Source organism: Halobacillus sp. H74 (genome assembly GCF_052246715.1).
Lineage (GTDB): Bacteria > Bacillota > Bacilli > Bacillales > Halobacillaceae > Halobacillus > Halobacillus litoralis_A.
The window spans coordinates 180,633-206,610 of the sequence record NZ_JBQQCI010000004.1 but is presented as its reverse complement, the minus strand read 5'-3'; the positions used below and the strand labels follow the sequence as shown (position 1 = coordinate 206,610).

Here is a 25,978-nt window from a genome sequence, read left to right as displayed (position 1 = left end):
CATCTTCAAAATTAAGAGAATATATGATCGATACGTGAAATCTCATCATCTGACAAGTCCACATCAAGCGTCTTCAAATTGTCGACTACCTGCTGGGTCCTTTTCGCTCCGGGAATGACCGCATCAATCGAAGGCTGATTCAGATACCAAGCCAACACGATATGTGGAATATCAACCCCTTTTTCTTCAGCGATCGGTCGCAATTGCTCTACTTTAGCTAGATTCTTTTTAAAAGCTTCTCCCTGAAAGAGAGGGTTCTTTGCTCTGAAGTCCTCGAATGTCGTGTTTTCATCGTATTTACCAGCTAACAAACCTGACGCAAAAGGGAAATAAGGGACGAACGTAATCCCCTTCTCGGCTGTATATGGAAGCATTTTTTCCTCTGCTTCACGCTTGAACAAATTATATTCGCCTTGAACCACATCCACATAGCCATCTTTATTGGCCTCTTCCAATTGTTCCACCGAAAAGTTCGAAACACCGATCGAACGTATTTTACCTTCGTCTTTTAATTCTTTCAAAGCACCAACCGCTTCGTCCTTCGGTGTATCTTCATCTGGAAAATGGATATAGAATAAATCAATATGATCTGTACCCAAACGCTGGAGACTACCCTCCATCGACTTCTTCAAGAAGGAAGGAGAATTGTTGAAAACCACATCTTCCCCTTTAAATTGGTGTGCCCCTTTCGTAGCAAGCACGATGTCATCGCGCTTATACTCTTTCATGACCTGGCCGACCAGTTCCTCCGAGCGTTCCGGACCATAGATGAAGGCCGTATCTAAAAAGTTCATTCCATGCTCAATAGCTGTTCGGACGACATCTTTACCTGCTTCTTCATCTAAATTCGGATAAATGTTATGGCCGCCAACCGCATTGGTACCGAGCCCTACAGGATTGACCACTAAATCTGATTTACCTAGATGTATCTTTTTCTCCATTTTATTCAACTCCTTTTCATCTCTATATTCAAGTGTTTTCCACGTTCGATTTAATGGAAAACAAATTCAACCCTAGATGAATGACGGAATAGAGAAACTGTTAACGTTTGTTGTTGCTTCTCACGCATCGCTTGTCGGTGGATGCTTGCCGCGGGCACGGCCTTCAGCTAACTTGGTCAAGAAGATCACTTGACCAAGTGGATCTTCGGCTCGCGCTGTTCCCGCAGGCGTCACCACCGAACGCTCATCGTGGAATCAACGTGGTCCATCTAAAAAGAGTGATTTTCTTCAATTTATAAATGAGAATCACTCTGCGTGTACGCAGCGGTAGCGGAATTCACCGTCAATATCAAACGAAAACTAAAGCTCAGGTATAAACCCAGGTGCCCCTTCGAATTTATAGAAGAAGCCGAGTTGAACGATAAAATCATCCGACTCGGCTTCTTTATTTGATGCATAACTCAAAAAGTTGCAGGTCTTCAATTGCCTCCCATAATGCCTAAGGGGGCATGCCTATTGAGTCCCATGGTTAAAATTCTTCATAGGTCGCCGGGTCCTGATCTTTTATCCGGCCATCTGGACGAGTTAATTCTGCTATCCTGTCCATTTCTTTGTCACTTAGAGAAAAGTCGAAGATCGAGATATTTTCCAGCTGACGCTCAGGAGATGAAGACTTAGGAATCGGAATCGATCCCAGTTGATAGTGCCATCTTAAAATCACTTGTGTAATCGTCTTGTTGTGATCATCAGCAATAGACCCAATTGTTTCATTTTCTATCACTTCACTTGCTCGGGCTAATGGACTCCAGGATTGTGTTTGTATGTTCTTCTCTTCGTGCCATATTCTTTGTTCTTCCTGATTGAAAAATGGGTGCAACTCTATTTGGTTCATGCTTGGTTTCTTGCCGGTTTCCTTCTCTAAGCGTTCCATATGTTCCGGTAAGAAATTACAGACACCGATCGAACGTATAAGTCCCCATTTTTTAGCGTCGATCAATGCTTGCCATGCTTCTACATAGATGTCTTGTTTAGGGTTGGGCCAATGGATAAGATACAAATCATAATAGTCGAGGCCGCCACGATATAAGGATTCCTGGATCGTAGTCACGGCTTTATCGTACGAATGATAACGGCCGGGCAACTTGGAAGCGACTCTTAACTCTTCTCTCGGAACTGAGGCACGCTGAATGGCTTTACCCACCGTACCTTCATTTTCGTAATTATAAGCCGTATCAATGAGCCGATAACCGCTGTCGATGGCACTGTTGATGGCATTGGCACCTGCATTGCCATTGAGTTTATATGTACCAAAACCCATCGCTGGCAAAGTAAGGCCATCATTAAGTTTGATTTCTGGAATTGAACTCATAACTATCCACTCCTTCCTCTATTAATTCAAGATTACCACCCAATAGATGGTCTTCCAAATCATTGAACTTCTACTGTTTTCTCAGCTTTATTTTGAGAGGATCTTGCAAGTATAGGAGAAAACATAGCCGCATCTTGAACCCACCGAAAGTGTATGATCTGAAAAAATTGACCATGAAACTATTCATAAATCAAAGATTCACTCACCTTGCATCGCAATATATGGAATGAAATTATACACCGAGGTAGAGCAGAGCCGGTGTTTACTCACTTCAACCTAATAAGTACATTATTCCCATCGAAAGAACCGATTCGATACGAGGAGGGATAACGCTGCAAATAAAAACAGCACAACTATATGAGTCATGTCAGATAAAGAAAATGCACCTCGCCAAACCAATTGCAAAGCGTCGTGTACATAATACAACGGTATGAATTTAGCTATGGTTTGCACGGTTTCAGGGTAAATTTCTAAGGGAATTGTAACCCCCGATAAGAATAACATGATATACATAAGAACGAAGGCCATCCCTAATCCTGCACCGATTGTTTTAGCAAAACTTGTTATGATTAAACTGAAGCTGCAAAAACATATCGTTACAAATATGAGCATTAAGGTGTAAGCGGCCAAATGGTCTGTGAGTGGTGCATCAAACATGAAATAGGCGATCAACATGATTTCAACTGCTCCAACAAAAGTGGCGATCAGAGCTTTTAAAAGAATGCTTGTGAACATCACCCATGGCCGTAGAGGAGTCCCTTTCAGCCTTCTCAAAACACCTTTCTCACGATCGATCACTAGCTGAAGGCCGATCGTAAACAAACCGATGTTCAAAATCATGATAGCTACCATCGCAGATATGTATAATTGGAAATATTCAACACCGCCGTAGGACTCACTGCCGAATATATTGCCGAATATTATAAAGAGAACAGCTGGTAGTATGAACGTGAACCCCATAGCCATTGGGTCTCTCATAAACAGCTTCAGGTCTGCTTTCACATGGGATGTTATCATTCTATTCATGCTCGCACCTCCTCTCTCATAACCCCAGTCAGGTTCATGTATACATCTTCAAGGTTTCCTTCTTGACCTGGAAGATGTTTGACCAGATCTTTCTTCGACCCGCATGCTACCATCTTGCCTTTATTAAACACCCCGATACGGTCACAAAGGAATTGTGCTTCCTCCATGTAGTGTGTTGTCAAAATAACGGTTTTCCCTTCCGCCTTAATCCTTTGGATGATATGCCATATATCTCTTCTGATCTCAGGATCAAGGCCAGTAGTCGGCTCATCTAAAAATACAATGTCCGGATCATTGATTAAAGCTAAGGCAAAGGAGACCCGTTGTTTCCAACCTCCTGATAAATGCTTGATAGATTTATTCAAGTAACCTTCCAATTGCAACATAGAGATTAATTCTTCTAAAGGTCGGGTCTTCTTATAATAAGAAGAAAACAGTTTCAGCACTTCTTTCACTTTGAGTTTTTCATACAAGCTAGAATGCTGCAGCTGCACTCCGATTCTTTCCCTTAGCTGATAGAAATTCTTCTGGGCCTCTAATCCCAGCACTTGTACCCTCCCTTTATCCGGCTTCCTGAATGCTGTAATCATTTCAATGGATGTAGTTTTACCTGCACCATTAGGACCGATTATTCCAAAAATTTCCCCTTCATATACCTTTAGGTTCAGATCATCTACTGCCACAAAGTCCCCATATTTTTTCGTTAAATCTCTCGCATCAATCACTAGATTAGACATCTCCATCTCCCCCTTCAACAAAAACACTATTTCAGATAAATGGAAACCACGGAAAAAAACCTATTCAATAGGTCTCACCTTTAACAATAGATTGACCCTTCTTAGTAGTTTCACATTTGATACGCTAACTTTCCTGCTAATAAAAGATACACTTCGCTATTTCTTTTAAAAACTTCCTTATTTAATTTTTTCCCAGATGGTTCCTTGGAACTTATGTATTTCATTCATAAATCACGATAGGAAAGAACCTTGAGGACAGTAATCCTTCATTTCACTTATATTTGAAAATCTCATTAGTTCTTCCTACCAACCAACTATATTTTACCATATATAAAATGACAATTCCTTCCTTTATTCAGCTGTTCTTCTTATAAATCATAAAATAAGTTCAAACAGTTCACTTAATTCACTTTGTGACATATTACTTTGACACACACAGTAATATGTTATACATTGTTATCAAGGAGGTGATGTTCCATTGACAAAGAAAATTTCTACAGACCTCATTCGCGGTCATACCGATTCCATCGTTTTGAACATTCTTCATCAGCACGACAGCTATGGCTATGAAATTTACAAAACGATCCTTGAACTGAGCGAGGGGCAGTATGAACTGAAGGAAGCAACTCTGTACACCGCATTTCGGCGGTTGGAGAAAGAAGGGTTGATAGCTTCCTACTGGGGAGATGAAACACAGGGGGGGCGACGCAAGTATTACCGGATTACCGATGAAGGAATCGGACGCTTTGAACAAAACAAGAAAGATTGGGAATTCGCAAAGGAAATCTTAAACAAATTGATCGGAGGAGGAATCAATCTAAATGAAACAAAAGAATAAGGCAGATAATCAAATCAGAAATTACCTCGACCGGGAGTTTGCCGGAATCGGGGAAAGCCAGCAGTTATTTGAGTTGAAAGAAGAACTGATGATGAATCTTAAAGAAAAAGTAAGAGATTACGAAAAGGCAGGAAAAACAGAGGACGAAGCGTTTAAAGCTGCCATCAATTCAATGGGGGATTTGAGCGGACTTAAGGAAGATATGCGACAAATCGGTGACGACCATACGAAGAAGGCTGTTTATACATCGATGGCCTCCCGCATTTCTACCGCAGGCTTGATCGTCGGAATTCTTATCGCGGTTTTCGGTGCGTTGACTTCAACCATGCTTTATTTCATGCCCGTACCGGGAGAGGCGGTTTTCGGACCCGCGATTTTCATTGTCGTAGGCGGAGCGCTCATCACCTATAGTGTCTTGACACGAGAAACGGCTGCCAAATATGCGATGAATAAAATCAGAGCCCTTTTATACGCCGTAGCGATAGGAATCCTTTTATTCAGCCTGTATGTCGGCTTCATTTCCGGATGGGCTACCGGCGAAGTATTTGTAGCGATCAGCTCATTCATGATGTTTTTCATTATAGGGCTGGGACTGCTTTTAGGCCTGCTTTTTTCAAAAGGAACCGATCGAAGAAAATGAACTACGGGGGTGAAACCAAATGTTTTTAGCATTTAAAGAAATGAAGCGGGCTAAGCTCCGGTATATTTTACTGAGCCTGATCATGATTTCGATTTTGTTTTTAGTGTTTTTCATGACAGGGCTTGCGAATGGTTTATCGTTTGCCGACAGCTCTTCTTTACAAAAAATCGAGGCCGACTATATTGTGACGAACGAAGAAGCGGAAGGGGCGGTCATCAATTCTGAATTGACTAAAGAGCAGCTCAATGAGATCAGCAGCACGCTGGAAGAACCATCCTCTCCACTCACATTGACGATGTCGACCGTTACTGGAAAAGCAAGTCAAAAGGATACCGATATGATTTATTTTTCCGTCAATCCTGACCAGTATGGGGACATTACCGTCACAGAAGGAAAGAACATCAGTGAAATAAAGAGCAATGAAGTATTAGTTAATGAGAGTTTTAAAGAGGATGGCTATGAATTGAACGATCAACTCGTCGATGAAAGTACAGACAAGACGATGACGATCGCAGGTTTTATCGAAAATCAAACCTATTCTTTTCTCCCTGTCGTCTATTCCGATATCGATTCGGAAATCCAACCGGTACAAGGCAATGAGATCATGTATAACGCCGTTGTCTATAACGGTTCCAAGACGAATATCGAAGGATACGATACTTCGACAAATGATGAAATTGTTCAATCGATGCCCGGATATTCAGAAACACAAGGCTCATTCAATGTGATGAAAGCCTTCATGTTCATCATTTCCGCTTTTGTTTCCACGGTATTTTTCTATGTCCTTACCATTCAGAAAACGAGTCAGTTCGGCATTTTAAAAGCGATGGGCGCAACAACTTCTTATATATCGAAGAGCATTGTCACACAAGTGCTGCTTCTTACCTTGATCAGCCTATCCGTCAGTGTTTTAGCTGTCGCAGGAATGGCGCAAGTTCTGCCTGAAGGTGTCCCTTTTCAAGCATCCGTATCTCTGGTACTTGGAACAGGCGCTTTATTCATCATTTTGAACTTAGCTGGATCGCTTCTTTCCTTATATAAAGTGACGAAAATAGACCCATTAGAAGCAATCGGGAGGAGTGAATGAACATGCCCAAAGAAATTCTGACATTGCAGCACATTTCAAAGTCATTTCCAGATGGCGATCGCACCATCACCGTCTTAGACGATATTTCTTTAACCGTGAAAGAAGCAGAATTCGCAGCCATCGTCGGTCCATCCGGTTCTGGAAAAAGCACGCTATTATCAGTCATCGGCGCCTTATTGACACCAACGAATGGAAAAGTTGTCTTAGATGGGAAAGATATTTCAGGTTTCAAGCCAGCCCAGTTAACAGCAACACGCGCAAGTAACATCGGATTCATTTTTCAATCACCGAATTTGATCCCTTACTTGACGATCAAGGATCAGCTTCTGTTAATAGGAAAGATCAATAAAATCAACAAGAAGACAAATCGCAATAAAATGAACGAATTAGTTCGGGAGTTAGGATTACAACATCGAGTGGACAACTATCCAAGCAGTCTATCAGGCGGGGAAAAGCAGCGGGTAGCGATAGGAAGAGCTTTTATGAATGATCCGAAAATCATCCTCGCTGACGAACCGACCGCAAGCTTGGACTCCGAACGTGGCAGAACGGTCGTTGAGAAAATAGCTTATGAAGTGAAAACGAGAAGGAAAGCAGCCATTATGGTGACCCATGATGAAAGAATGCTGGATGTTTGTGACCGCGTCTTGCATATCGAAGACGGGAAACTGACTGAAGATCAATCATCACAAAAAAAGAACCACCCTACGCCTGCCCAGACATAAGGTGGAAATTGGAACAAACCACTTTCATGAAAGTGATAAAGAGAAGTGTTGGCGCACTTCTCTTTTTTCAATCATACAATAAATTCAGTTATTCATCTAGATACAGGACTCTTCATTTATTTTCATCTACCTCAAAAGTCATATAAATACGCTACTAACTTGTCAAAATCCTGATCGGAGGAACATTCGATTTGTAAATCAATAAAGGTCATGACGACTTCTTCATCTTCAAACGGAAAATGGCTATTATCTACGTTACTCAGGATCTCCCTATTGGAAAGACCTTTCTTACGTAACACCTCAACGGCTTGCTTCATTGAAGATACTTCTGCCATGTTTTTGCCCCCTAGTATCGTATAGTTTCTTTTCTGAAAATTTCCCGTCCTTGTTCTCAGAATCTGGATTTAAAGTGAAAACGCAGACGGAAGACAAGGATCCAGATAAATAGACCTTTGTATGTATTAATTACTACATAATCAGGCGATTTTCCTGCTTGAAATTTAAGAGAAAGCCTTATAATCTCTCTTAAAATGCTCATTCTCCCCCTTTTATTAAAAGTAAATAGGCTGCATCTATAGTAAAGTCAACAAAACTACACGATTTACACAGCGTAAAAAAGCGTAGCACCGAAAGGGTCAGAACCCTGGTGTTACGCCTTCTTCATTCAGGTAACGAAATCCAGCTACCTTCTATCATTCATATAAATTCCGAGAGAAAACCTAAAGTAACTAATAGACTGATGACCCCGAAGAACCCCGATGCTATAGAGAAAAAGATCGGACGTTCCTTTCGCACCCAAAAGCTGAGACAGTAGAAAAATGCTGGAAATGGAAAAAGAATACTAGCGATTTCCCATGAGGTAAACAAAAAGACAATAGCCAGAATCAAGGCCAAGTATCCGGAGATCTTCCTCATTTCCAGCAATCCTCTCCGACCGCCTGCTTCCTCCACTTCCCATGACCCGAGCGCTTCTTCTGTTCGCTTAAGTTTGTTTGGTTTGGCTGCATTATAATAGAAGTACATAGGCTGGAAGTATGGAATTTTCCCATTGAGCGCACTTTTTCCCCAGGTAAACGATTGACCAGCAAGGGGAAAGGTCTCGTACGAGTGATTCGATTCATTTTCCTCCCCGGGATATACTGGAGAAGGAACATGTTCGGTATCGATGGAAAAAACGATCCGCTGATTTTCGGTCTGACCAAAGTACTTGTGCCAGCGTAACGTTTGAATCGAGGAAAAAAAGAAACGCCACAACTGTCTCCGCACAGTGTATGCCATACTCGTATCGACCGGGATCCATCCATCATCTTCAAGATAAATCTCATTCCATACGTGGGCCTGGTGTTTTCCCATCGCAAAAGCGCCAACCATTACTCTGCACGGAATTCTCAATGACCGACAAAGGGAAGCATATAGGAAAGAGTACTCCCCGCAATCGCCTTTTTTCGCCTGCAAAAAATGATCGACTCCGCGAGCTTTGACAGGAAACTTGTATGTATAATTTTTGATCATGTATTTGAACAATAACCAGCTTTTTTCTCTATTGTCAGAAGCTTTTTCCGTCACACCTGCAGCCATTTGTTCGATTTCATCGTTTACAGGAATCATGGCTGTCGAGCGAGTGTATCGCTCTCTTTCTTCATCAGTCAAAGGAGAGGCTTCCCGCGCCTCCACTTGCATCCCAACTCTGTAGGAAGCGTTGATCTGTTCCCCGGGAGCCAACTCATAGTAACTGATTCTGTTGCCAATCACATCTTTGTATTCCTGCACAGGAGCCAGCTTCTCTTCTGATAAAAGGGTCTGCATCCCTGTTTCTGGCGGGTTCGCCAGCCATACATTCACATGGTCAGTAGTTTGATTTTCATATTCAAAAGAATAGTTGACCTTTTTCACCACATCACCTACTTTTCTGCTTAGGAATCGGACAGGAATCCCCATCACAGCCTCCAACCGGGAGAATCGTCCTTCGCTCAGCTAACCAGTCATAGAGCTTTGAACCCGCACCTGCCCATATAGATAGTTGTACAAAAGGAACGAATACCCACAAGAGGGGTAACTGCTTCAATATTCTTTGAATACTGAAAATTCCTGTTTCAATCTTTTGATCTTTTATCCGGAGAGTGTGCATCCTTTTTTCAGCTGCTTCTTTATTTATATGATACATCTCCAGGATAGAATTGTCTCTGATCGATTCATAACGGAACTTAAGTCTCGTATCAAGCTTCCTAAGCACCCGCATACTTTTGGAACAAACAGGACAAAAGGAATCATAAAATATAGTGACAGTTGGCCGGTTATTGGACTTGTTTGGTCTCATAATTCTTCACCTTCGCGTTTTGGAATTTAGCCCTGACTTTTGTGACTTGTTTTCTCACATAGGCATAGACCATTTTGTATTCTCGATCTTTCAGCATGAGGAACTGCATCGTTATCATAGCAGCGGAAAATGTGAAAAGACCCATCACAACTGCTATCCCTATGTGTAAACCAATGATATTGAACATAGCCACGTATTTGGTGTAACGATTCACTAGTAAAAACGGGAACGACAATTGAATAAATATCGCACTGTAAGCACCAATCAATAATATGACTTCAGAGGAGGAGATGATATTTTGAAAGAAGGGATGGGTGTACTCCCCGACTTGTAAGATATAATAAAGAGCAGTTCCATTTGTCCACATTTCCCCCATCACTTTGTGTAACCCAGATGATAAATACATGAAACATACTTGTAGAATAGAAGCTAGAACGGCAAGGTTATGTAGTGTGTTCGATAAAGGTTTAGGTGGGGAGACCCGCTCGCCATTACGCTTACGATCGATAGAAAAATAGCTGGTGGTATTGGCGAAGATCATATAAAGCAGAATGATTCGCATAATATTATCACCGCCATCGAGAATCAGCACATTGGCATGCTGCAACGACCATAAGAAGATGAAGTTAAAAACTGCTACGGTTCGGTTCATAAAACCTAATGTAAACAATAGGGCAAACAAAATTCCTAAATGGAAAATGACTTCAAAATAAACCATTGAATCCGAGAGCTGGTATAAAGAAAAATTGCTGGTCAGTGTCATTTGGTCTCTTAAACTATCATGATTCTGCATTCCATTTGGTCCCCAAAGAAAACCTCTTTGAGCATAATGAATTAAATACATATACAAAATCAATAAACCGAACGAAATTCTAAGGATGCTTGTTCCAATCAACATATGTTTCTTATCTGTCAGTTTACCAAATAATCGTTTCATTGCCATTCCCTCCTTGAATTGCTTCAATCAAAGACAGGTGAAACTGCCACATAATCTTTCCACTCAAACTCGTGGAGATTGACTTCCCGTTCGTACTCATCATTATCATTTTCTGAGAAAGGCTTAGCTTTTGTTTCCTGCATAATGATTTGTGTTTTTTCTATATCCTGGTTTGGATAGACACTTCTCACATACGATTGCGCATACCGATTTAATGCTTCTAAAGCATATTCATCTTGTTTCTTCGTGCGCTCATTCTCAAGCATGTGTTCATAATCTTCCCGGTTTAAATTCTTTTCTTCAATTGTTTCTGATATTTTCAGAGTCACTTCATCGGTCTGGTACAGGGAAGTAAACGCTCCTCTTTGAATTCTTACTAAGCGATTGTAAGGGGTGAATCGATTAGCCTGATTTTTCTCGATCATAAATGTCGTTAAATCGAGCCAGTCTGTCGTTTCTCCGTCTGCGAACTGAGCACGGACGAGAAACTTATTATTCGTGGAAGCAGGGTTGGGAGCAAACAGCCGCCAGTTTTGGGAAAATACCGGTTCCATATAGCCATTGATGGCAAAATTATATTTCGCTTTGACAGGGTTAAAAGGAGTTAAGTATAGAACAGTAAAAATTAAATGCCCGGAAAATAGAAAAAGAGATAAGATGATCAAAACTTTTTTCAACATAATGTCACCTCTCCATAAGCAACTCACCTGCCCCCTGAAGCAGAGGACAGTGAATTGCGTTGTTAGTGATAATCTAAGTATGAATAATTATTGGTCAAAAACGACCTTCACATCTTCGTAATCTTCATGGGACGTCTTGACAGAGCTGCCGCCTAATTGGTCTTTTGCCCAATCATAAGCATCCGCTCCAGCTTTAGCTGTTACCCCGGCGACAAAAGCACCACCTGCAACTGCTGCCCCTTTAAGCGCATAAGCTCCAACTACAGCTGGAATCGCTTCAGGCGTTGCATCGTCTGCTGTCACATTTTCAACCTCTATCTTAGACTGCGAATCGATATCATCTGTACTCGCCAAAGCCGAAGTGGCGGTCGTCCCTCCCATAAATAATCCCAACGCCAAACTACCAGCAATCAATTGTTTTTTCATTATTGTTCTCCTCCTTCATTGATATCCCTATGTCCCAAATTATCAAACAGCAGAAGTATATACGTCCCATTAATCCCCCCTCTCAAATTGTCTTAATTTTTTCACATTTATTTCTAAATCAATGGTATCATTGAATTGTTCAAAGCTGTATTTCGCATGTCCGTGAACTTATTTGACGATTTGTACTTTCATTTTTCAAACTTTGCGCAATATGTATCAAGGAAGTGATCGAATATGGAAATGGGAAAAGTGTTGAGGTACTATCGAGTAAAAAAAGGCATGAGCCAGGAAGAAGTATCCGAATCCATTGTTTCACCTTCTTATTTATCAAGAATCGAAAACAATAAAACAACTGTTGAAAAAGAGACCCTTGTGTTGCTGCTTCAAAGAGTCGGCATCGATTATGAAGAAATACAATCAGATGAAGGAAAAATTGAAAAACTCCTCCATCAATGGGAAGAGCCTCTCTTAGATAATAGAAAAGATGAATGTGAACGCATTTATAAAGAACTACAACCTATGATACACCCCATTACAAATACACAACTCCAGGCCGAATATCATATAAAGAAAGTTCGAGCAGCAATAATTTTGAATACATACGATGATTTGGATCATTCCCTAAGATTCATGAACGATTTCTACGATACGTTATCATCAAGAAACCGCTTCTTTTACTACAAACATCTAGGGAACTATTATTGGATCACCAATAATGCAGAGAAAGCTAAAAAATACTTCGAAAAGGGGTTAGCCGAGTATTCTTCCATCCATCTAAGTGAACTAGAACAGGCCGACCTGTATTTCCTCTATGCTTTGTCCTTATATGTCGATCGGAAAGAAACAGTCAGCTTTTCATATGCGCAGTCCGCTCTCACTGTCTTTCAAAACAATTATAAACCCCGGCAGTGTTTAAAAATTCACATCCACATCGGGATTTGCTTTAGCAATATCGGTGATGTACATTTCGCCCTGTCTAACTTTGAAAAAGCCAAAACATTAGCGGAAGAAATTGATGATACGGATCATCTTGGTGTCATTTACCATAATATGGCCACCATGCATTTACGAAAAAGGGAAATATCCCTTTCCATCACCTACTTAATGAAAGCTATGAAGTATAAAAATCAAACAAGTCTCAGTTATTTTAAATCGTTGGTGTTGCTACTGTTTGTGTATAGTCAGGAAAAGAAAACCGGAGAATGCCTCAAAGAACTCAATACTCACCTATATTTCGCTGAGAAATTACCCCAAGACAATAATCTGACGAAAGAGTTCTGGTTCTTCTATTACTTCCTTAAAGCAGATGAAAAGAAATGGGAGGAATATGTCAAAAAAGAGTTTCTGCCATCTTTAAAAAAACATCGAAAAATCCAAGAAATGGAAAGGTATTCGCGATTTTTAGGAGAATACTATGAAGCAAAGGGGGGATATAAAAAAGCTGCGTCCTATTACAAATTAGCGCTGGATTGCAATCAAGTTGTGGACTATTAACAAATGCTATTATTCTTTAAGGGGGATTATTGAATGAAAAAATTTATAATTATAACCGGTTTCGTTTTTGTATTATTGGGAAGTTCTGCTTCCGTGGTCGCCGCTGATGCTGTGAACAACAATAGTAATAATGGAAAAGGAAATAGCGAAGTTGCGCAACAAGATCATCCCGAACCACCTGCAGTCAACCCACACGGGGATGAACTTCCTTTCAGCAATTAATACTTATGTCGTCTCTCTTCAGGCGGCCAAACATGGAATTTACTCATAAAACGATAGATCCGTATCCTTATAGATTGAACTGCACCCTTAAGTATGGATTGTTCGATAGAAAGAGCCAGGCTTTTAATAGGTGACCCCGGTATTTTACTGGGGTTATTTTTTTAAGGTTCTCAAAATAAAAGTCACATCCAGCACACTGATTGTCATGAATTTTCACTAAAACATTTGCCGAAATTTGTGGATTTATCATCCATTTCGGTAAAAAACTTAGTCTTTTTTTCTTATTTTTCTGAATTTTTAGTACATTATATTGCTTATTTCTCCCTATTTGGTAAATTAGTAAATGTAGGATAAAAAAGTATAAAATAGGAAGGGGTAATTTTATTGAAAAAGACGTCAAAAATTGTAACATCAGCTCTAGCATTAGCTTTAGCTGTGGGGCCCATGAGCGTAAGTGCATTCGACACACCAACGACCGGACATGAGCATGTACATAAATCGCATACCCAAAGCGGGATGCCTTTCGATGCAGCCATTGCCAATGATGAACGTTTAATTGAGATGTTGAAGGAAAGCGGTAAGATTTCAAAAGACGCAACACCCGCGGAAGCTGAAAAAGGCCTGAAAAAGTTCTTGAAATCCAAATCAACATCAGCAGAAAAAGCGACAGGCCACTTTGATGATGAAGAAAAAGAAACTAAGAAAAAACTGCAAGAAGCGATGGACAATGACAGTTTGACCAATGGAAAAGGAAACAAGCTAGGAAAAGCGGGTACTCCTGATGGGGTTGAAAAAGAAGCTTATAATGGTGAAATGCGGACAGATAAGGTCCTTGTCCTTTTAGTTGATTACCCAGATAAGGCTCACAATTCCCTCTCACCTGAGGAGACCGATATGTATTATGAAGGGGAAGGTGCATACTCCCGCGAGCACTATCAGGACATGCTATTCGGAAATGGCGGATGGACAGGCCCTGACGGAAAAAACTATGTATCTATGAAACAATATTATGAACAGCAATCGGGAGGCAGTTATTCCGTAGAGGGCGAAGTGGCTGGATGGTACACAGCAAGTCAACCTGCAGCTGCTTACGGAGGAAATTATCCGACGGAAGACGGCAGTGACGTCAATCCTCGAGGACTTGTCAAAGAAGCTTTGGAATTAGCTGCAGCTGATCCATCTGTCGACATTTCTGATTATGATCAATGGGATCGCTACGACCTGGACGGCGATGGGAACTACTTGGAAGCAGATGGCCTGGTCGATCACTTGATGGTCATCCACTCAGGTGTCGGCGAGGAAGCTGGCGGCGGCTCGCTTGGATCTGATGCCATTTGGTCTCACCGCTGGAATCTAAGTGGCGTTACACCAATCACAGGCACGGAAGCATCCGTTGATTATTGGGATGGAGCGATGGCTGCTTATGATTATACGATTGAACCTGAAGATGGAGCAGTCGGTGTTATGGCCCACGAATTCGGACACGACCTTGGACTGCCAGATGAGTATGATACACAGTACACTGGTGAAGGCGAACCGGTCAGCTATTGGTCCATTATGTCAAGCGGTAGCTGGGCTGGAGATATTCCAGGGACGATGCCTACAGGATTCAGTCCTTACGCGAAAGAAATGCTGCAAGCCTCTGCAGTCGTAGACAGTGAGGGTACCGAAGGAAACTGGTTATCCGGTACAGAAATCAGTGTTGAAGACGTCGATAAGAAAGGCATGGAATTCCTTTTAGATGAAGCGAACACAAAAGGGACGAACAATGATGTCGTCAAAGTCAATCTGCCACAAAAAGAAACGGTCATCAACGAACCGTTCAGCGGTGAATATGAGTACTTCTCCGGCAGTGCAGATAGTTTAAACAATGTTTTAACAACAACTGTAGATTTGACGGATGCTGAAAGTGCTACCTTCAACTTCAAAACATGGTATGACATTGAAGCAGACTGGGATTATGCTTATGTAACTGTAAACGGTGATACGGTAGCGAGCGACATAACTACAAACACGAACCCTAATGGTTCAAACCTTGGGCATGGCATTACAGGGAACTCTGACGGTTGGATTGATGCCTCATTCGACCTGTCTGCATATGCTGGCCAAGAGGTGGAAGTGGCTATCGAATATGTGACAGATGCCGCTGTATCGAACCCTGGCCTTTATGCTGATGACCTTTCTATCGTCGTCGACGGGGAAGAAGTTCTCTTTGATGATGCAGAAGGTGACGCGAAGTTTGCCCTCGATGGTTTTACGAAAAATGATGGCATAAAACGTTCCGACCACTATTATTTGCTGGAATGGCGCAGTCACAATGGTGTCGATGAAGGATTAGCGAATATCCGCCGTGGCGAAAGTCTGATGACATTCGATGATGGACTTGTCGTCTGGTACGTGGATAATCAATATTCCGAAAACTGGACTGGTGTTCACCCTGGGGATGGATTTTTAGGTGTCGTGGATGCAGACCAGCGCACGAACAAATGGAGTGACGGCAGTCTTGGTTCGACTCGTTTCCAAGTCCATGATGCTGCTTTCAGCTTGGATAAGTCTGAAAAAATGTATTTGGACTACAGAGATCTTCTTGGTGTAACAATGAAAGATAATTACACGAAGCGCACACCTCTTTTTGATGATAGTGCAGACTACTCGAACAAAGGCCTTGTTGATGCCGGACGTAATGTTCCTGAATATGGACTGAAGTTCCGTGTATCTGGACAAAGTGAAGATGGTACTGTTGGTCAGGTACTGATATTCAAATAACTTTTGCTTAAAATTAATTTAATGACAAGAAAGCATCCCAAGGGATTTCCCTTGGGATGCTTTTTTTGTTTGTAATACAGAGGAACTGTTAGGTTGACTTCACTTCTCTCAACTTTGCAAAAAATTCAAAGCCGCTTGCCGGTATATTTCTGTCGTTTCTGCCAATTCATCAATGTCGACATATTCATCAATTTGATGAGGGACTTCCCGATCCCCTGCACCTGTAGTAATGATTGGTACACCAGCTACATGTAAGAAGGTACCGTCCGTCGCTCCTGGGACGCCGTTATAGATAGGCTCCTTTTTCAAGACCTTCCGCACGGCTTTTGCTACGGCTTTCACGACCGGTTCCTCTTTCTCCGTCGACGTCCAGGGGCGGTCTTCGATTACCTTGTAATCGGCTTTGAAATCCGTGTCATCTTCAGCGAGTCTATCAAAAATTCGCTGGATTTCCTCTTTTAATATTTCATGATCCTGCCCTGGCACGGTACGGATGTCCAGTGTCGTCATACATTGTTCTGGAATGACATTGACTTGCGCATCTCCTTTGGCAGGGGCTTGCAGGATGGTCGGGGTGATACTTGGCCAGCCAAGGGTTGGATGCTTTCCTAGACGCTCTTGCTCCCTTTTTTCCAGTTTTTCTAATTCGACGATGATTTTCGCCATCCGCCAGTTCGGGTTGATGCCGCTCCACGAGATGGCTCCGTGCGCCATTTTTCCATAGGCGGTCAATGCGATTCTCATCGCTCCTCGTTGGGAAATGCAGACTTGATTCTCCTCAGGCTCGCAAATGATAGCGCCATCTACACCTTCTGCCCATCCTTGTTCGATGAAGTGTTTGATTCCGATCATCATGCCCTCTTCGTCACACGGAATACATAAAATGATTTTCCCAGTCCATTCTTCTTTATCTTCAAGCAGGGACTGGACAGCCGTAATCATACAGGATAGGTTCCCTTTCGTATCATTGGTTCCACGGCCGTACATTCGGCCCCCTACAATTTCAGCACCGAAAGGATCATATTTCCACGAGTCACGGTCCCCTTCTGTGACCACATCTGTGTGCCCTTCAAATAAAAGCGTTCGTCCCGGCTTTCCAGAGTCGACTACGCCTATGATATTCGGGCGTCCCGGCTCAACCTCTTCCACTTGAACTTCGATGCCGAGTTTTTTCAAGTGGGCAGCAACGTACAGGGCAGCTTTTTCCTCATTCCCTCCTTCAACTCCTGGTCTATATACACTCGGTATACGGACGAGGTCTTGCGTTAAAGAGAGAACACGTTCTTTATCTCGTGATTTTCTCGTTTCTATATGAGTATTGGGCATACTTTAAACACTCCTTTCAATTTGATCATGAAAAACGGATTGGTTTTGAATGAGTGACTTTGTCAGCAAACTGACGGTTACAAAGGCGACAAAGGACAGCAGAATAGGAACGACGACGTTATGCATGCCAAACAAATTCGGGAAAAACTGATCGACGATGATATAGGAAACAATCCCGACGACCATCGAGGCCAAAGCGCCATACTTATTTCCATCATCCCAGTAAAGTCCAAGGACAACCGGCCAAATGAATGTCGCTTCAAGGCCCCCGAAGGCGAACAGATTCAGCCAAATGAGTAAATCAGGCGGACTCAGTGCCATGAGGAAAACGAGAATTCCAAGGACAGCGGTAACCCCGAAACTCATTCGCTTGATGCGTTTATGTGATGCATCCGGCTTGATATAATTCAAATACACATCCTTGACAACAGCTGAACTGACAAGCAATAACAAGGAATCCACTGTGGACATGATCGCAGCCATTGGTGCAGCTAAAACAATACCAGCAAGCCAGGGCGGCAATACTTCCTGGGCAATCAACGGCATGACCTTGTCCCCGACTTCGATTCCAGGAAGGATCGGACGTGCGAAAACACCGATCAAGTGCATGTTCAACATAATGAACCCTACGACAATCGTTCCGATAATGAGGGCACGGTGCATAGCACGAGAATTCTTATAGGCCATGGCCCGGACGGTCACTTGTGGTAAACCGACAACGGCGACACCGACAAGAATCCAGAAGGAAGATACGTAAGTCGGACTCAGTCCCCCATCCGCTCCATAAGGGGTTACGAGATTCGGATTCTCAGCAGTTAGGTCTGCCATGATGTTGCCGATTCCGCCTCCAGCAACGATGGTGGCGATTAGCAAAATAAGCGTACCACCGAACATGACGACCCCTTGGACGGTATCTGTCAGGGCTACGGCCTTGAAACCTCCGATAATGACATAGACGAGGACAGATACAGCAAAAATAAACAAAGCTGTCGTATAATTGAGACCAGTGAGGGACTCAATCAGCCTTGCACCGCCGACCCACTGGGCTGCCATTGCAGAAAAAAGGAAGACGATGATACTGAATGCGGCTGTCAATACGACCCACTTACTTTGATAACGCCCTTTCAAATAGTCGATGAGCGTCACCGCTTTGTACCGACGTGCCATAATCGCAAATTTTTTACCGAGGATCATTAAGACAAAATAACCGGTAGCTACTTGAGACATCGACAGAAGCACCCACCCGAATCCTTCTGTGTACGCGACCCCCGGACCGCCGATGAAGCTGCTTGCACTTCCATATGTCGCAATCATCGTCATAGCGAGGATGAAACCGCCGAGCTGACGGCCACCGAGAAAATATTCCTGCAGAAATGAGTCCCCGGTCGCATTTTTCAATGAGCGGCTCGACCAAAAACCGATGGCAAAGATGAGAAGAAGAAAAATAAAGAGTGATATGACTACAGGTGTATTCATGTCTGCTCACCTTCTTCTTCATCAAACGGAACCTCTACAAACCAAAATTTGACGACAATGATGACGAGTACAGCCATGATGATGAATCCAAGCACACAGCTGTAAAAGAACCAGGCTGGCAAACCGAAAACATACGAGTAATTTTCAGGGGTCCGACCGCCGAGACCGTAAGCAAAAGCGAACCACCAGACAAAATTGAAAACGGCTAAAGCAACACCTATCAATGCTTCACGGTTGGCGATTTTGAACCGTTCATCTGGTTTTTTCTTCCTTTCTTTTTCCAACTCCCCATCTCCTTTTTACAACGTCAGGTCAAAGGGGGTCTCCCTCTACTCCAACGCCTATTTAATTAAGAACTTCAACTGGAAGTTCTCCTCCAAAGAGTGCTGAAGAAAACCGGCTTCACATTTTGACTGCAACGTTTTTCAGGGTGGTGTAATTCCTTAAGGCTTCGAGCCCTTTCTCTCTGCCGAATCCGCTCTTCTTATATCCTCCGAATGGCATCTGAATCCCTCCACCAGCCCCGTAGTTGTTGATGAACACTTGTCCGGCTCTGATTTTTTTCGCTAGACGGTGACCACGGCCGATATTCTCTGTCCACACTCCTGTCACTAACCCGTATGGGGTAGCATTCGCAAGTTGGATCGCTTCTTGTTCATCTTTGAAAGTGAAGACACTGAGAACGGGTCCGAATATTTCTTCCTGGGCTACTTCACTTTTCACATCAAGCCCATCGATGAGTGTCGGTGCGAGGAAATAACCATTTTCATACCCTTCCACATGAGCTCGTTCACCACCAGCCAGAAACGATGCGTTTTCAGTACGGGCGATGTTCAAAAATGTTTCGATCCGCTCGAACTGCTTTTCTGACAACACTGGGCCGAGATCAGAATCTTGCTTGCCTGGTCCCAATTTCAATGAAAGCATACGGTTCTTCACACGTTCGATGAAATCGTCTTTCACTTCTTCCTGGACGAGCAGCCGGGAGCCTGCTGAACATGTTTGTCCTGCATTCTGAATGACTGACTTCACGACCCAATCAGCCGCTTCATCCAACTTCGCATCAGAAAAGACGATGTTTGGTGACTTCCCTCCAAGCTCTAAAGTGACCGGAACGATATTCCGGGAGGCAGCTTCCATAACAAGTGTGCCAGTCTGAACCGAACCAGTGAAAGTAATATGATCGACTTCCGGGTGATGAATTAACGCAGCGCCCGCTTCATTTCCGTATCCTGTCACAACATTGAACACACCTCTAGGCAGAGACGTTTCATCGAATAACTCGGCTAGTTTAAGTGCCGTCAATGGAGTATCTTCCGCCGGCTTCACGACAACCGTATTCCCTGTTGCAATGGAAGCTGCCGTACTCCTTGAGGCGATTTGAATCGGGTAGTTCCATGGGATAATATGAGCGGTCACACCGACCGGTTCTCTCACAGTATAATCCAAAATGTTCGCCTGGACAGGAATGGTTTCACCAAAAATTTTGTCTGCCATGCCGGCATAATATTCAAAATAGCGAGCAGCTGCTTCAGCATCGCTTCTAGCCTGAGAGATCGGCTTTCCTGTATCCATCGTTTCAAGTTGAGCGATCTCTTCAGCAGATTCGCGAATCTTTGCAGCCATCTCATAAAGAATCCGGCCCCGTTCCTCTGGGGCAAAATGCTGCCATTCGTCCGACTCGAAGGTTTTTCTTGCTGTCATGATTGCATGATGAATTTCTTCTTTTCCTCCTCTTGGCACTTCAGCGGTCATCTGTTGAGTCGCTGGATCTTTGGTTGTGATCGTTTGCTTGCCTTCACTTTCAATCCATTCGCCTCCGACATACATACGCTTCATATTCTCACTCCTCTCTCCTATGTTCAAATGCCTCGGCCTCCGTCTACATTAAGGACGCTCCCTGTTACCATCCGGGCACCGTCAGAACTCAAGTACAAGGCGGCTTCTGCGATGTCTTCAGGTGTCACTAATTCACCCAAAGGTACGCTTTTCTTGAATGTCTCTTCCTTCACCTTATCAACATCCCCGCCTTCAGGACTGAATTTGCCCAGCATACTAGTATCAGACGGTCCCGGATTAATCGCATTGACACGAATCTTGTATTCTGCTAATTCAATCGCCAGCGCCTTTGTAAAAGCGATTGCTCCCCCTTTGGATGCTACATAGGCATTCAGCCCCGGTCGAGGTCGTTCAGCAGCAATAGAGGCGACATTGGTGATCGAGCCCATTCCTTGTTTTTTCATCGTTTTCACGACCTCTTTACTTACGAGAAATAAAGAAGTCGTATTGACAGCCATCAAACGGTTCCATTGGGAAAATTCCACTTCATCGATGGGAGTGGCAGACTGGGCTATTCCCAATGTATTTACCAGCGTTGTAATCTCCCCTAAGAAACCGGTCGCCTTTTCTACCGCTTCCTTTACTTGTTTTTCTTCGGTAAGGTTAGCAGAAACAGTTACAAACCGATCCGGATAATCGTTCTCCCATTCTTCTAATTCATTGACATGCAAGTCAATGGCAGCTACTTTCGCCCCTCCCTCTAAAAATCGTTTCGTAATGGCTTGTCCCATACCGCCGCTTGCTCCCGTGACTACAACCGCCTTATTTTGAAGATTCATAGTGTCCTCCTACATTTGTTGATGGATTTGTTTGACAATGGCATCTCCCGTTTCAAAAGTTCTGGCATTTCCTTTCAAGTCAGGAGTCAAAGTCGTGGCGGATGCCACCACCTGTTCAATGGCTTTCATGATTACTGCGGAAAGATCTTTCCTACCTAAGTGTTCCAACATCAGAGCGGCTGACCAGATTTGAGCAACCGGATTGGCGGCTTGTTTCCCGGCAATATCCGGGGCCGATCCATGAACCGGTTCGAACATAGAAGGGAAATCGCCCTCCGGATTAAGGTTTGCCGATGGGGATAATCCCAGCCCTCCGACAAGAGCTGCGCCGAGGTCTGATAGAATATCTCCGAATAGATTGGAGGCGACAATGACTTCAAATGACTCCGGGCGCTGGACGAAATGCGCAGCCAGCGCGTCAATATAGGCATCCTCCACTTCTATACCAGGGTATTCTGCAGCGATGGCTTTCACCGATTCATCCCATAAGCCCATGGAGTGGATGATCGCATTGGATTTTGTGGCGTTTACGACCTTTGTCACATCATTCCTCCGGGCATAATCAAACGCATAACGGGCCAGTCGCTGCACACCTTTTTTAGTGATCACCGTATTTTGGATCGCTATTTCCTCCGGCATCTGTTGATACAAACGCCCTCCCATGTTGGAATACTCGCCCTCCGCGTTTTCTCGGAATACGTAGAAATCGATTGGGCTTTCCGTATGTAGTGGACTCTTCACACCAGGCAATTGCTTGATGGGACGCAGGTTCACATACTGGTTGAAATTTTTTCTGATCGGCATGATCAACTCCCATATCGGGATATGTTCAGGGATGCGCCGGTCGCCGAGGGCACCAAAGAAAATGGCATCAAAATTCTTCAAGGTGGTCAAGCCGTCCTCCGGCATCATCCGTCCATGCTTTAAGTAATAATCTGAATTCCATTCAAAGGAAGTCATCTCCAGCTGGAAGGATGGATCAGCTTCAGCTAAAGCCTTCAGGACCTTTACTCCTTCAACCATCACTTCCGGTCCGATTCCGTCTCCAGGTAAAACAGCTATGCGGTATGTATTCAAACAAATCCTCCTCCTATTATTGTTGGATGAATCAAAAGCTTAAGAATGGTAAAAGGGCTACCATCCATAATGGATGATTGTAGAACTATTTTTAAATCCGTAGCAGCAATAGCAAGCAATTGAACTCCCACAAGGGAAGTCTGCCGAAATGTGAAAAATTGTATTTATGATGAAAAATGGACGCTAGTCATGGTGGAAAGATATATGATTCCCATCGGTATATCTTTTACAGGAGATGTTGGCAGGGGTGGATGGTTTACTTAGAAACTCATAATTGACGAGCATGTGCGGTAACAGATATGCTTCAGACAAATGTTTTTGCAATTTGTTCGTGCGTACATCATACGTATGATGTAATATATATAGTATATTATCTGAATTTTTGAATAATGTAAACGCATTTTATGTAAAATTCTGATTTATTAAAATATTTATCAGTGAGGATGGTCATATTGGATATTTCATTCGACAGAATCCATCAGAATCAAACAAAAACCATGGGAATCGTGTCTTTGATTAAAGACTATTTAATAGAAGGAAAATTAAAACCTGGAGATAAACTGCCTACGGAAGTGGAATTGATCAAGCAATTAGGGGTAAGCCGGACGCCTGTCCGCGAAGCCATCAAAATACTAGAATCCATCGGTGTCATTCAAATCAAACGCGGAGAAGGGATGTTCATCACAGATAACTCCTCGAAACTGACCATGAATCCTCTTATTTTCAGTTTGATAATGCATAGCCATAACGTCGAGAAGCTCATCGAATTCCGTCAGCACTTTGAAATGCTGTTGATGAATATGATTATTACCAAGAAAGAAAAAGATCTGAGTAAAATCGAAGCTGTGTACGAATCCCAAGTGGAACGCATGACTCCCAATTTGACCCCTGAGGATCTGGTTGACATCGATTTAGAATTCCATTACGCCATTCTAGAAGAAGCAGAAAATCCTTTCACGATAGAAATCGGACGTACCATCTATGAATTGATCCGTCCGAAGATGGTCCATTTCAAGGACCCGGAAGGCATCGGCCGGACGCTTGCTACCCATAAGGAACACTTGGAAATATTGAAAGGAGAGAAGTTATTCAATCCTGAAGAAGCTATTACGAGGATGATTAAGAATAATGAAGATATGATTAGGGAGTGATAGAATCTGTCTCTATTATTAAATGGCTCTCACGGGTCGCTTGTCGGTGGATGCTTGCCGCGGGCACGGCCTCACCACCGAACGCTCCTTGTGGAATCAACGATGCCTATCTGAAAAGAGTGAATTTCTTTGATTTATAAATGTCTCATCGAAATAAAGAAGCCGAGTTGAACGATAAAATCGTCCTGCTCGGCCTTTTCTCTGAGCATTCAAGTCATGTGTCATCATTCATCTTTTCTTTTTCATTCTTAGTTTCTCAAAAATATAGATTACTTGATCATAATGATAATTCAATTCATCCATCGACTTCGCTTCTTCCATCTTGCTCAAGTGCATATTGATTTTCTGAAATTCCTCTTTAAACTCACCTTTTCCTGACGGTCGAAAAGGAATCAAGTCCCCCATGTCATTCTCTCCTATTCAAACAGACATAATTTTACAATACGAAAGAAAAACAAAAACGTGTGGACCTCTTCCACGTCAGAACTCTTCATTAAAATGATCTTTCCTCAGGTCATCCATATATTGGATGACCTGAGGAAAGATCTCATTTCATCACGAGAATTTTCTTTTTTGGTTCTTCCGATAATATTTCACAGCATATAAAGTTCCGAAGAATATGACCAAACCTGAAAATAGCATAATCGACGAATCCTCTACTATCGTTTTATTGAAAATCATCTCCGATCCCATGTTGAGCAAAAACAATAGACACCAAAAAATAAAAGTTGCGCTTGTTGCAATGTCCGTGCTTCTTTTATCGGCATTCTCGTCATTTTTAAAGAACATGTAAGGATGCCTCCTTTGTTCTGTTCCATATTTTTGAAGTCTTCTTTATGATAACACCTTCTATTTTCGCTGACTAAATCACAAAAAATTAACTACCCTATCACGACCAGCCATTTACAACACCTTATCAATCAAGAACGACTGTCCAGTTAAATTAACCGAAAACAAGAAAAACGGCGAATTTTAGATGAAAACTGTACTATTTCCGTTACGAAGATAAAAATATGGCAACAATGAGTCCTAAGATTGTCTTTGATGATGGAGGACGGATATCACATGAATTTACAATTACTTGAAGTATATACACCCATGGATTTCTTGGATATGAAAGAGATCAAAAGGAAATTTCCTGTAGTAGCTCATTGGACTTTCAAAGAATCAGAAGAAAGAATGCTGACAAGGATTCTAGTAGAAACAAATGATGTAGAACAAATTCTCAATTATTTAGAGAAAATGCCCATCGAGAAGAATGCTTATCAGGTCATGTTGCTACCTGTCAAAACCTTTCTCCCTCGCGAAGAAGACGAACAAAAGGATAAAGAGAAAGATTTAGAGCGGGCCAGCCGGCATGAGTTATATACAGCTGTTGAAGTATCAAGCTATACAAGTATCAGCTATATGTGGTTCATCATTTTTTCCTCCATTGTTGCGACGGTCGGTATTATAAAAAACAGCCCGGCCATTGTCATTGGAGCCATGGTCATTGCGCCTATCATCGGCCCCGTTACCGCAGTTTCCTTCGCTTCCGTTCTTGGGGATTTCAGGTTAATGCGCAAATCTTTACTTACCTCCTTATTCGGAGTAGGAATTCCCATCTTAGTGGCCACTGTTTTCAGCTTTTTCTTTCAACCTCCTGCGTATAGTACTGAGTTTCTTTCCAGGACCGACATTCAAATAATTGATGTCGTTGCAGCCCTCGCAGCAGGTGGCGCCGGAGCACTCTCTTTTGTGAAAAGGAACGAGGGAGCTCTTGTTGGTGTAATGGTCTCTGTTGCTTTACTGCCGCCTGCAGTCGTATTCGGCATGATTCTCGGCACGGGGAAGTGGGAAGAAGCGGTTGTTCCTTTTCTTTTGCTGATGGTCAACGTCAATTCAATCCTTCTGTCGGCTGTGATCGTATTCTGGGTTAGTGGCATTAAACCGAACAACTGGCAGGATATACAGAAAGCGAATAACTCCCGTAAACTTTCTCTTCTATATATTTCCTCTATCTGTATTGTACTGACGACGGCTATCATATTTATTAAATTCGTTTGATCCATAAGTAATAAAAGACAGGTATCCTCCCAATTGAACTCACTCGGGGGCTACCTGTTTCTTTTTTGACCGTATTTTA

27 protein-coding genes are annotated in these 25,978 nt (G+C 42.7%); 9 read left to right on the top strand and 18 right to left on the bottom strand.

Annotated elements, in window-relative coordinates; genetic code table 11:
• Positions 1-11: 11 nt before the first annotated feature.
• The 4 genes from ACTWPX_RS10335 to ACTWPX_RS10320 all read right to left on the bottom strand — a co-directional run bounded on the left by ACTWPX_RS10335 (position 12) and on the right by ACTWPX_RS10320 (position 4,073).
• A complete protein-coding gene (locus tag ACTWPX_RS10335) occupies positions 12-941 on the bottom strand; it encodes an aldo/keto reductase (protein ID WP_443119695.1) in 930 nt (309 codons plus the stop codon).
• 529 nt (positions 942-1,470) lie between these two features.
• A complete protein-coding gene (locus ACTWPX_RS10330) occupies positions 1,471-2,310 on the bottom strand; it encodes an aldo/keto reductase (RefSeq protein WP_443119694.1) in 840 nt (279 codons plus the stop codon).
• 288 nt (positions 2,311-2,598) lie between these two features.
• The gene (locus ACTWPX_RS10325) at positions 2,599-3,336 is read right to left on the bottom strand and encodes an ABC transporter permease (protein ID WP_443119693.1); all 738 of its coding nucleotides are present in this window, start codon (positions 3,334-3,336) and stop codon (positions 2,599-2,601) included.
• Complete coding sequence (locus ACTWPX_RS10320) at positions 3,333-4,073, bottom strand: ABC transporter ATP-binding protein (protein WP_443119692.1); 741 nt, start codon at positions 4,071-4,073, stop codon at positions 3,333-3,335. Before ACTWPX_RS10320 ends, ACTWPX_RS10325 begins: the two co-directional genes overlap by 4 nt.
• Positions 4,074-4,551: 478 nt before the next feature.
• On the opposite strand from ACTWPX_RS10320, the gene ACTWPX_RS10315 reads away from it, so the two are divergent.
• From ACTWPX_RS10315 to ACTWPX_RS10300, 4 genes are read left to right on the top strand one after another with little or no spacing between them, the layout of a single operon-like run.
• Entirely contained in the window at positions 4,552-4,911 is a 360-nt protein-coding gene (locus ACTWPX_RS10315) for a PadR family transcriptional regulator (protein WP_128525787.1), read from the top strand.
• Complete coding sequence (locus tag ACTWPX_RS10310) at positions 4,895-5,551, top strand: permease prefix domain 1-containing protein (protein ID WP_443119691.1); 657 nt, start codon at positions 4,895-4,897, stop codon at positions 5,549-5,551. Before ACTWPX_RS10315 ends, ACTWPX_RS10310 begins: the two co-directional genes overlap by 17 nt.
• Before the next feature lie 19 nt (positions 5,552-5,570).
• Entirely contained in the window at positions 5,571-6,638 is a 1,068-nt protein-coding gene (locus ACTWPX_RS10305) for an ABC transporter permease (RefSeq protein WP_443119690.1), read from the top strand.
• Positions 6,639-6,640: 2 nt separating this feature from the next.
• Positions 6,641-7,363 (top strand): ABC transporter ATP-binding protein, encoded by a 723-nt coding sequence (locus tag ACTWPX_RS10300; protein WP_443119689.1) that lies wholly within the window; start codon positions 6,641-6,643, stop codon positions 7,361-7,363.
• 131 nt (positions 7,364-7,494) lie between these two features.
• Here the strand turns inward: ACTWPX_RS10300 and ACTWPX_RS10295 are convergent, their stop codons facing one another.
• The 6 genes from ACTWPX_RS10295 to ACTWPX_RS10270 form a co-directional block, all read right to left on the bottom strand.
• Complete coding sequence (locus tag ACTWPX_RS10295) at positions 7,495-7,698, bottom strand: hypothetical protein (RefSeq protein ID WP_128525783.1); 204 nt, start codon at positions 7,696-7,698, stop codon at positions 7,495-7,497.
• A 361-nt stretch (positions 7,699-8,059) separates the two neighbouring features.
• Positions 8,060-9,301, bottom strand: a complete 1,242-nt coding sequence (locus tag ACTWPX_RS10290) for a transglutaminase-like domain-containing protein (protein WP_443119688.1) — start codon at positions 9,299-9,301, stop codon at positions 8,060-8,062.
• Positions 9,261-9,680, bottom strand: coding sequence for a thiol-disulfide oxidoreductase DCC family protein (locus tag ACTWPX_RS10285; RefSeq protein ID WP_443119687.1), 420 nt, complete (start codon positions 9,678-9,680; stop codon positions 9,261-9,263). Before ACTWPX_RS10285 ends, ACTWPX_RS10290 begins: the two co-directional genes overlap by 41 nt.
• A complete protein-coding gene (locus tag ACTWPX_RS10280; RefSeq protein WP_443119686.1) occupies positions 9,658-10,617 on the bottom strand; it encodes an HTTM domain-containing protein in 960 nt (319 codons plus the stop codon). The genes ACTWPX_RS10285 and ACTWPX_RS10280 overlap by 23 nt, the downstream gene beginning before the upstream one ends.
• Before the next feature lie 23 nt (positions 10,618-10,640).
• Positions 10,641-11,297 (bottom strand): DUF5819 family protein, encoded by a 657-nt coding sequence (locus ACTWPX_RS10275; protein ID WP_443119685.1) that lies wholly within the window; start codon positions 11,295-11,297, stop codon positions 10,641-10,643.
• A gap of 87 nt (positions 11,298-11,384) precedes the next feature.
• The gene (locus ACTWPX_RS10270) at positions 11,385-11,723 is read right to left on the bottom strand and encodes a hypothetical protein (RefSeq protein WP_443119684.1); all 339 of its coding nucleotides are present in this window, start codon (positions 11,721-11,723) and stop codon (positions 11,385-11,387) included.
• Between the two features lie 234 nt (positions 11,724-11,957).
• Here ACTWPX_RS10270 and ACTWPX_RS10265 point away from each other — a divergent pair, with 234 nt between their 5' ends.
• The 3 genes from ACTWPX_RS10265 to ACTWPX_RS10255 all read left to right on the top strand — a co-directional run bounded on the left by ACTWPX_RS10265 (position 11,958) and on the right by ACTWPX_RS10255 (position 16,205).
• Complete coding sequence (locus tag ACTWPX_RS10265) at positions 11,958-13,217, top strand: helix-turn-helix domain-containing protein (protein ID WP_443119683.1); 1,260 nt, start codon at positions 11,958-11,960, stop codon at positions 13,215-13,217.
• A 33-nt stretch (positions 13,218-13,250) separates the two neighbouring features.
• Positions 13,251-13,439 (top strand): hypothetical protein, encoded by a 189-nt coding sequence (locus tag ACTWPX_RS10260; protein ID WP_128525776.1) that lies wholly within the window; start codon positions 13,251-13,253, stop codon positions 13,437-13,439.
• Between the two features lie 384 nt (positions 13,440-13,823).
• Positions 13,824-16,205 (top strand): immune inhibitor A domain-containing protein, encoded by a 2,382-nt coding sequence (locus ACTWPX_RS10255; protein WP_443119682.1) that lies wholly within the window; start codon positions 13,824-13,826, stop codon positions 16,203-16,205.
• Between the two features lie 108 nt (positions 16,206-16,313).
• On the opposite strand, the gene ACTWPX_RS10250 is transcribed toward ACTWPX_RS10255, so the two are convergent.
• From ACTWPX_RS10250 to ACTWPX_RS10225, 6 genes are all read right to left on the bottom strand, one after another.
• On the bottom strand, positions 16,314-17,531 hold the full coding sequence (locus ACTWPX_RS10250) for a M20 family metallopeptidase (RefSeq protein WP_443119681.1): 1,218 nt from the start codon (positions 17,529-17,531) through the stop codon (positions 16,314-16,316).
• Positions 17,532-17,534: 3 nt separating this feature from the next.
• Positions 17,535-19,007, bottom strand: coding sequence for a sodium/pantothenate symporter (panF, locus tag ACTWPX_RS10245; RefSeq protein WP_443119680.1), 1,473 nt, complete (start codon positions 19,005-19,007; stop codon positions 17,535-17,537).
• A complete protein-coding gene (locus ACTWPX_RS10240; protein ID WP_443119679.1) occupies positions 19,004-19,291 on the bottom strand; it encodes a YhdT family protein in 288 nt (95 codons plus the stop codon). Before ACTWPX_RS10240 ends, panF begins: the two co-directional genes overlap by 4 nt.
• A 118-nt stretch (positions 19,292-19,409) precedes the next feature.
• A complete protein-coding gene (locus ACTWPX_RS10235) occupies positions 19,410-20,846 on the bottom strand; it encodes an aldehyde dehydrogenase family protein (RefSeq protein WP_443119678.1) in 1,437 nt (478 codons plus the stop codon).
• Between the two features lie 23 nt (positions 20,847-20,869).
• On the bottom strand, positions 20,870-21,625 hold the full coding sequence (locus ACTWPX_RS10230) for an SDR family NAD(P)-dependent oxidoreductase (RefSeq protein WP_443119677.1): 756 nt from the start codon (positions 21,623-21,625) through the stop codon (positions 20,870-20,872).
• 9 nt (positions 21,626-21,634) lie between these two features.
• Complete coding sequence (locus tag ACTWPX_RS10225; RefSeq protein ID WP_443119676.1) at positions 21,635-22,702, bottom strand: tartrate dehydrogenase; 1,068 nt, start codon at positions 22,700-22,702, stop codon at positions 21,635-21,637.
• 452 nt (positions 22,703-23,154) lie between these two features.
• Between ACTWPX_RS10225 and ACTWPX_RS10220 the strand changes: the two genes are divergently transcribed.
• Complete coding sequence (locus tag ACTWPX_RS10220) at positions 23,155-23,853, top strand: FadR/GntR family transcriptional regulator (protein WP_443119675.1); 699 nt, start codon at positions 23,155-23,157, stop codon at positions 23,851-23,853.
• A gap of 228 nt (positions 23,854-24,081) precedes the next feature.
• Here the strand turns inward: ACTWPX_RS10220 and ACTWPX_RS10215 are convergent, their stop codons facing one another.
• Positions 24,082-24,258, bottom strand: coding sequence for a hypothetical protein (locus tag ACTWPX_RS10215; RefSeq protein ID WP_443119674.1), 177 nt, complete (start codon positions 24,256-24,258; stop codon positions 24,082-24,084).
• Between the two features lie 150 nt (positions 24,259-24,408).
• On the bottom strand, positions 24,409-24,642 hold the full coding sequence (locus ACTWPX_RS10210; RefSeq protein WP_443119673.1) for a hypothetical protein: 234 nt from the start codon (positions 24,640-24,642) through the stop codon (positions 24,409-24,411).
• Positions 24,643-24,918: 276 nt separating this feature from the next.
• On the opposite strand from ACTWPX_RS10210, the gene ACTWPX_RS10205 reads away from it, so the two are divergent.
• Entirely contained in the window at positions 24,919-25,899 is a 981-nt protein-coding gene (locus ACTWPX_RS10205; RefSeq protein ID WP_443119672.1) for a TIGR00341 family protein, read from the top strand.
• Positions 25,900-25,978 lie beyond the last annotated feature (79 nt).

What these genes read in the sequence shown, in the direction of transcription:
- ACTWPX_RS10335 (WP_443119695.1), bottom strand. Translation starts at nt 941, where the DNA reads ATGGAGAAAAAGATACATCTAGGTAAATCAGATTTAGTGGTCAATCCT.
- ACTWPX_RS10330 (WP_443119694.1), bottom strand. Translation starts at nt 2,310, where the DNA reads ATGAGTTCAATTCCAGAAATCAAACTTAATGATGGCCTTACTTTGCCA.
- ACTWPX_RS10325 (WP_443119693.1), bottom strand. Translation starts at nt 3,336, where the DNA reads ATGAATAGAATGATAACATCCCATGTGAAAGCAGACCTGAAGCTGTTT.
- ACTWPX_RS10320 (WP_443119692.1), bottom strand. Translation starts at nt 4,073, where the DNA reads ATGTCTAATCTAGTGATTGATGCGAGAGATTTAACGAAAAAATATGGG.
- ACTWPX_RS10310 (WP_443119691.1), top strand. Translation starts at nt 4,895, where the DNA reads ATGAAACAAAAGAATAAGGCAGATAATCAAATCAGAAATTACCTCGAC.
- ACTWPX_RS10305 (WP_443119690.1), top strand. Translation starts at nt 5,571, where the DNA reads ATGTTTTTAGCATTTAAAGAAATGAAGCGGGCTAAGCTCCGGTATATT.
- ACTWPX_RS10300 (WP_443119689.1), top strand. Translation starts at nt 6,641, where the DNA reads ATGCCCAAAGAAATTCTGACATTGCAGCACATTTCAAAGTCATTTCCA.
- ACTWPX_RS10295 (WP_128525783.1), bottom strand. Translation starts at nt 7,698, where the DNA reads ATGGCAGAAGTATCTTCAATGAAGCAAGCCGTTGAGGTGTTACGTAAG.
- ACTWPX_RS10290 (WP_443119688.1), bottom strand. Translation starts at nt 9,301, where the DNA reads ATGGGGATTCCTGTCCGATTCCTAAGCAGAAAAGTAGGTGATGTGGTG.
- ACTWPX_RS10285 (WP_443119687.1), bottom strand. Translation starts at nt 9,680, where the DNA reads ATGAGACCAAACAAGTCCAATAACCGGCCAACTGTCACTATATTTTAT.
- ACTWPX_RS10280 (WP_443119686.1), bottom strand. Translation starts at nt 10,617, where the DNA reads ATGAAACGATTATTTGGTAAACTGACAGATAAGAAACATATGTTGATT.
- ACTWPX_RS10275 (WP_443119685.1), bottom strand. Translation starts at nt 11,297, where the DNA reads ATGTTGAAAAAAGTTTTGATCATCTTATCTCTTTTTCTATTTTCCGGG.
- ACTWPX_RS10270 (WP_443119684.1), bottom strand. Translation starts at nt 11,723, where the DNA reads ATGAAAAAACAATTGATTGCTGGTAGTTTGGCGTTGGGATTATTTATG.
- ACTWPX_RS10265 (WP_443119683.1), top strand. Translation starts at nt 11,958, where the DNA reads ATGGAAATGGGAAAAGTGTTGAGGTACTATCGAGTAAAAAAAGGCATG.
- ACTWPX_RS10260 (WP_128525776.1), top strand. Translation starts at nt 13,251, where the DNA reads ATGAAAAAATTTATAATTATAACCGGTTTCGTTTTTGTATTATTGGGA.
- ACTWPX_RS10250 (WP_443119681.1), bottom strand. Translation starts at nt 17,531, where the DNA reads ATGCCCAATACTCATATAGAAACGAGAAAATCACGAGATAAAGAACGT.
- panF (WP_443119680.1), bottom strand. Translation starts at nt 19,007, where the DNA reads ATGAATACACCTGTAGTCATATCACTCTTTATTTTTCTTCTTCTCATC.
- ACTWPX_RS10235 (WP_443119678.1), bottom strand. Translation starts at nt 20,846, where the DNA reads ATGAAGCGTATGTATGTCGGAGGCGAATGGATTGAAAGTGAAGGCAAG.
- ACTWPX_RS10230 (WP_443119677.1), bottom strand. Translation starts at nt 21,625, where the DNA reads ATGAATCTTCAAAATAAGGCGGTTGTAGTCACGGGAGCAAGCGGCGGT.
- ACTWPX_RS10215 (WP_443119674.1), bottom strand. Translation starts at nt 24,258, where the DNA reads ATGGGGGACTTGATTCCTTTTCGACCGTCAGGAAAAGGTGAGTTTAAA.
- ACTWPX_RS10210 (WP_443119673.1), bottom strand. Translation starts at nt 24,642, where the DNA reads ATGTTCTTTAAAAATGACGAGAATGCCGATAAAAGAAGCACGGACATT.
- ACTWPX_RS10205 (WP_443119672.1), top strand. Translation starts at nt 24,919, where the DNA reads ATGAATTTACAATTACTTGAAGTATATACACCCATGGATTTCTTGGAT.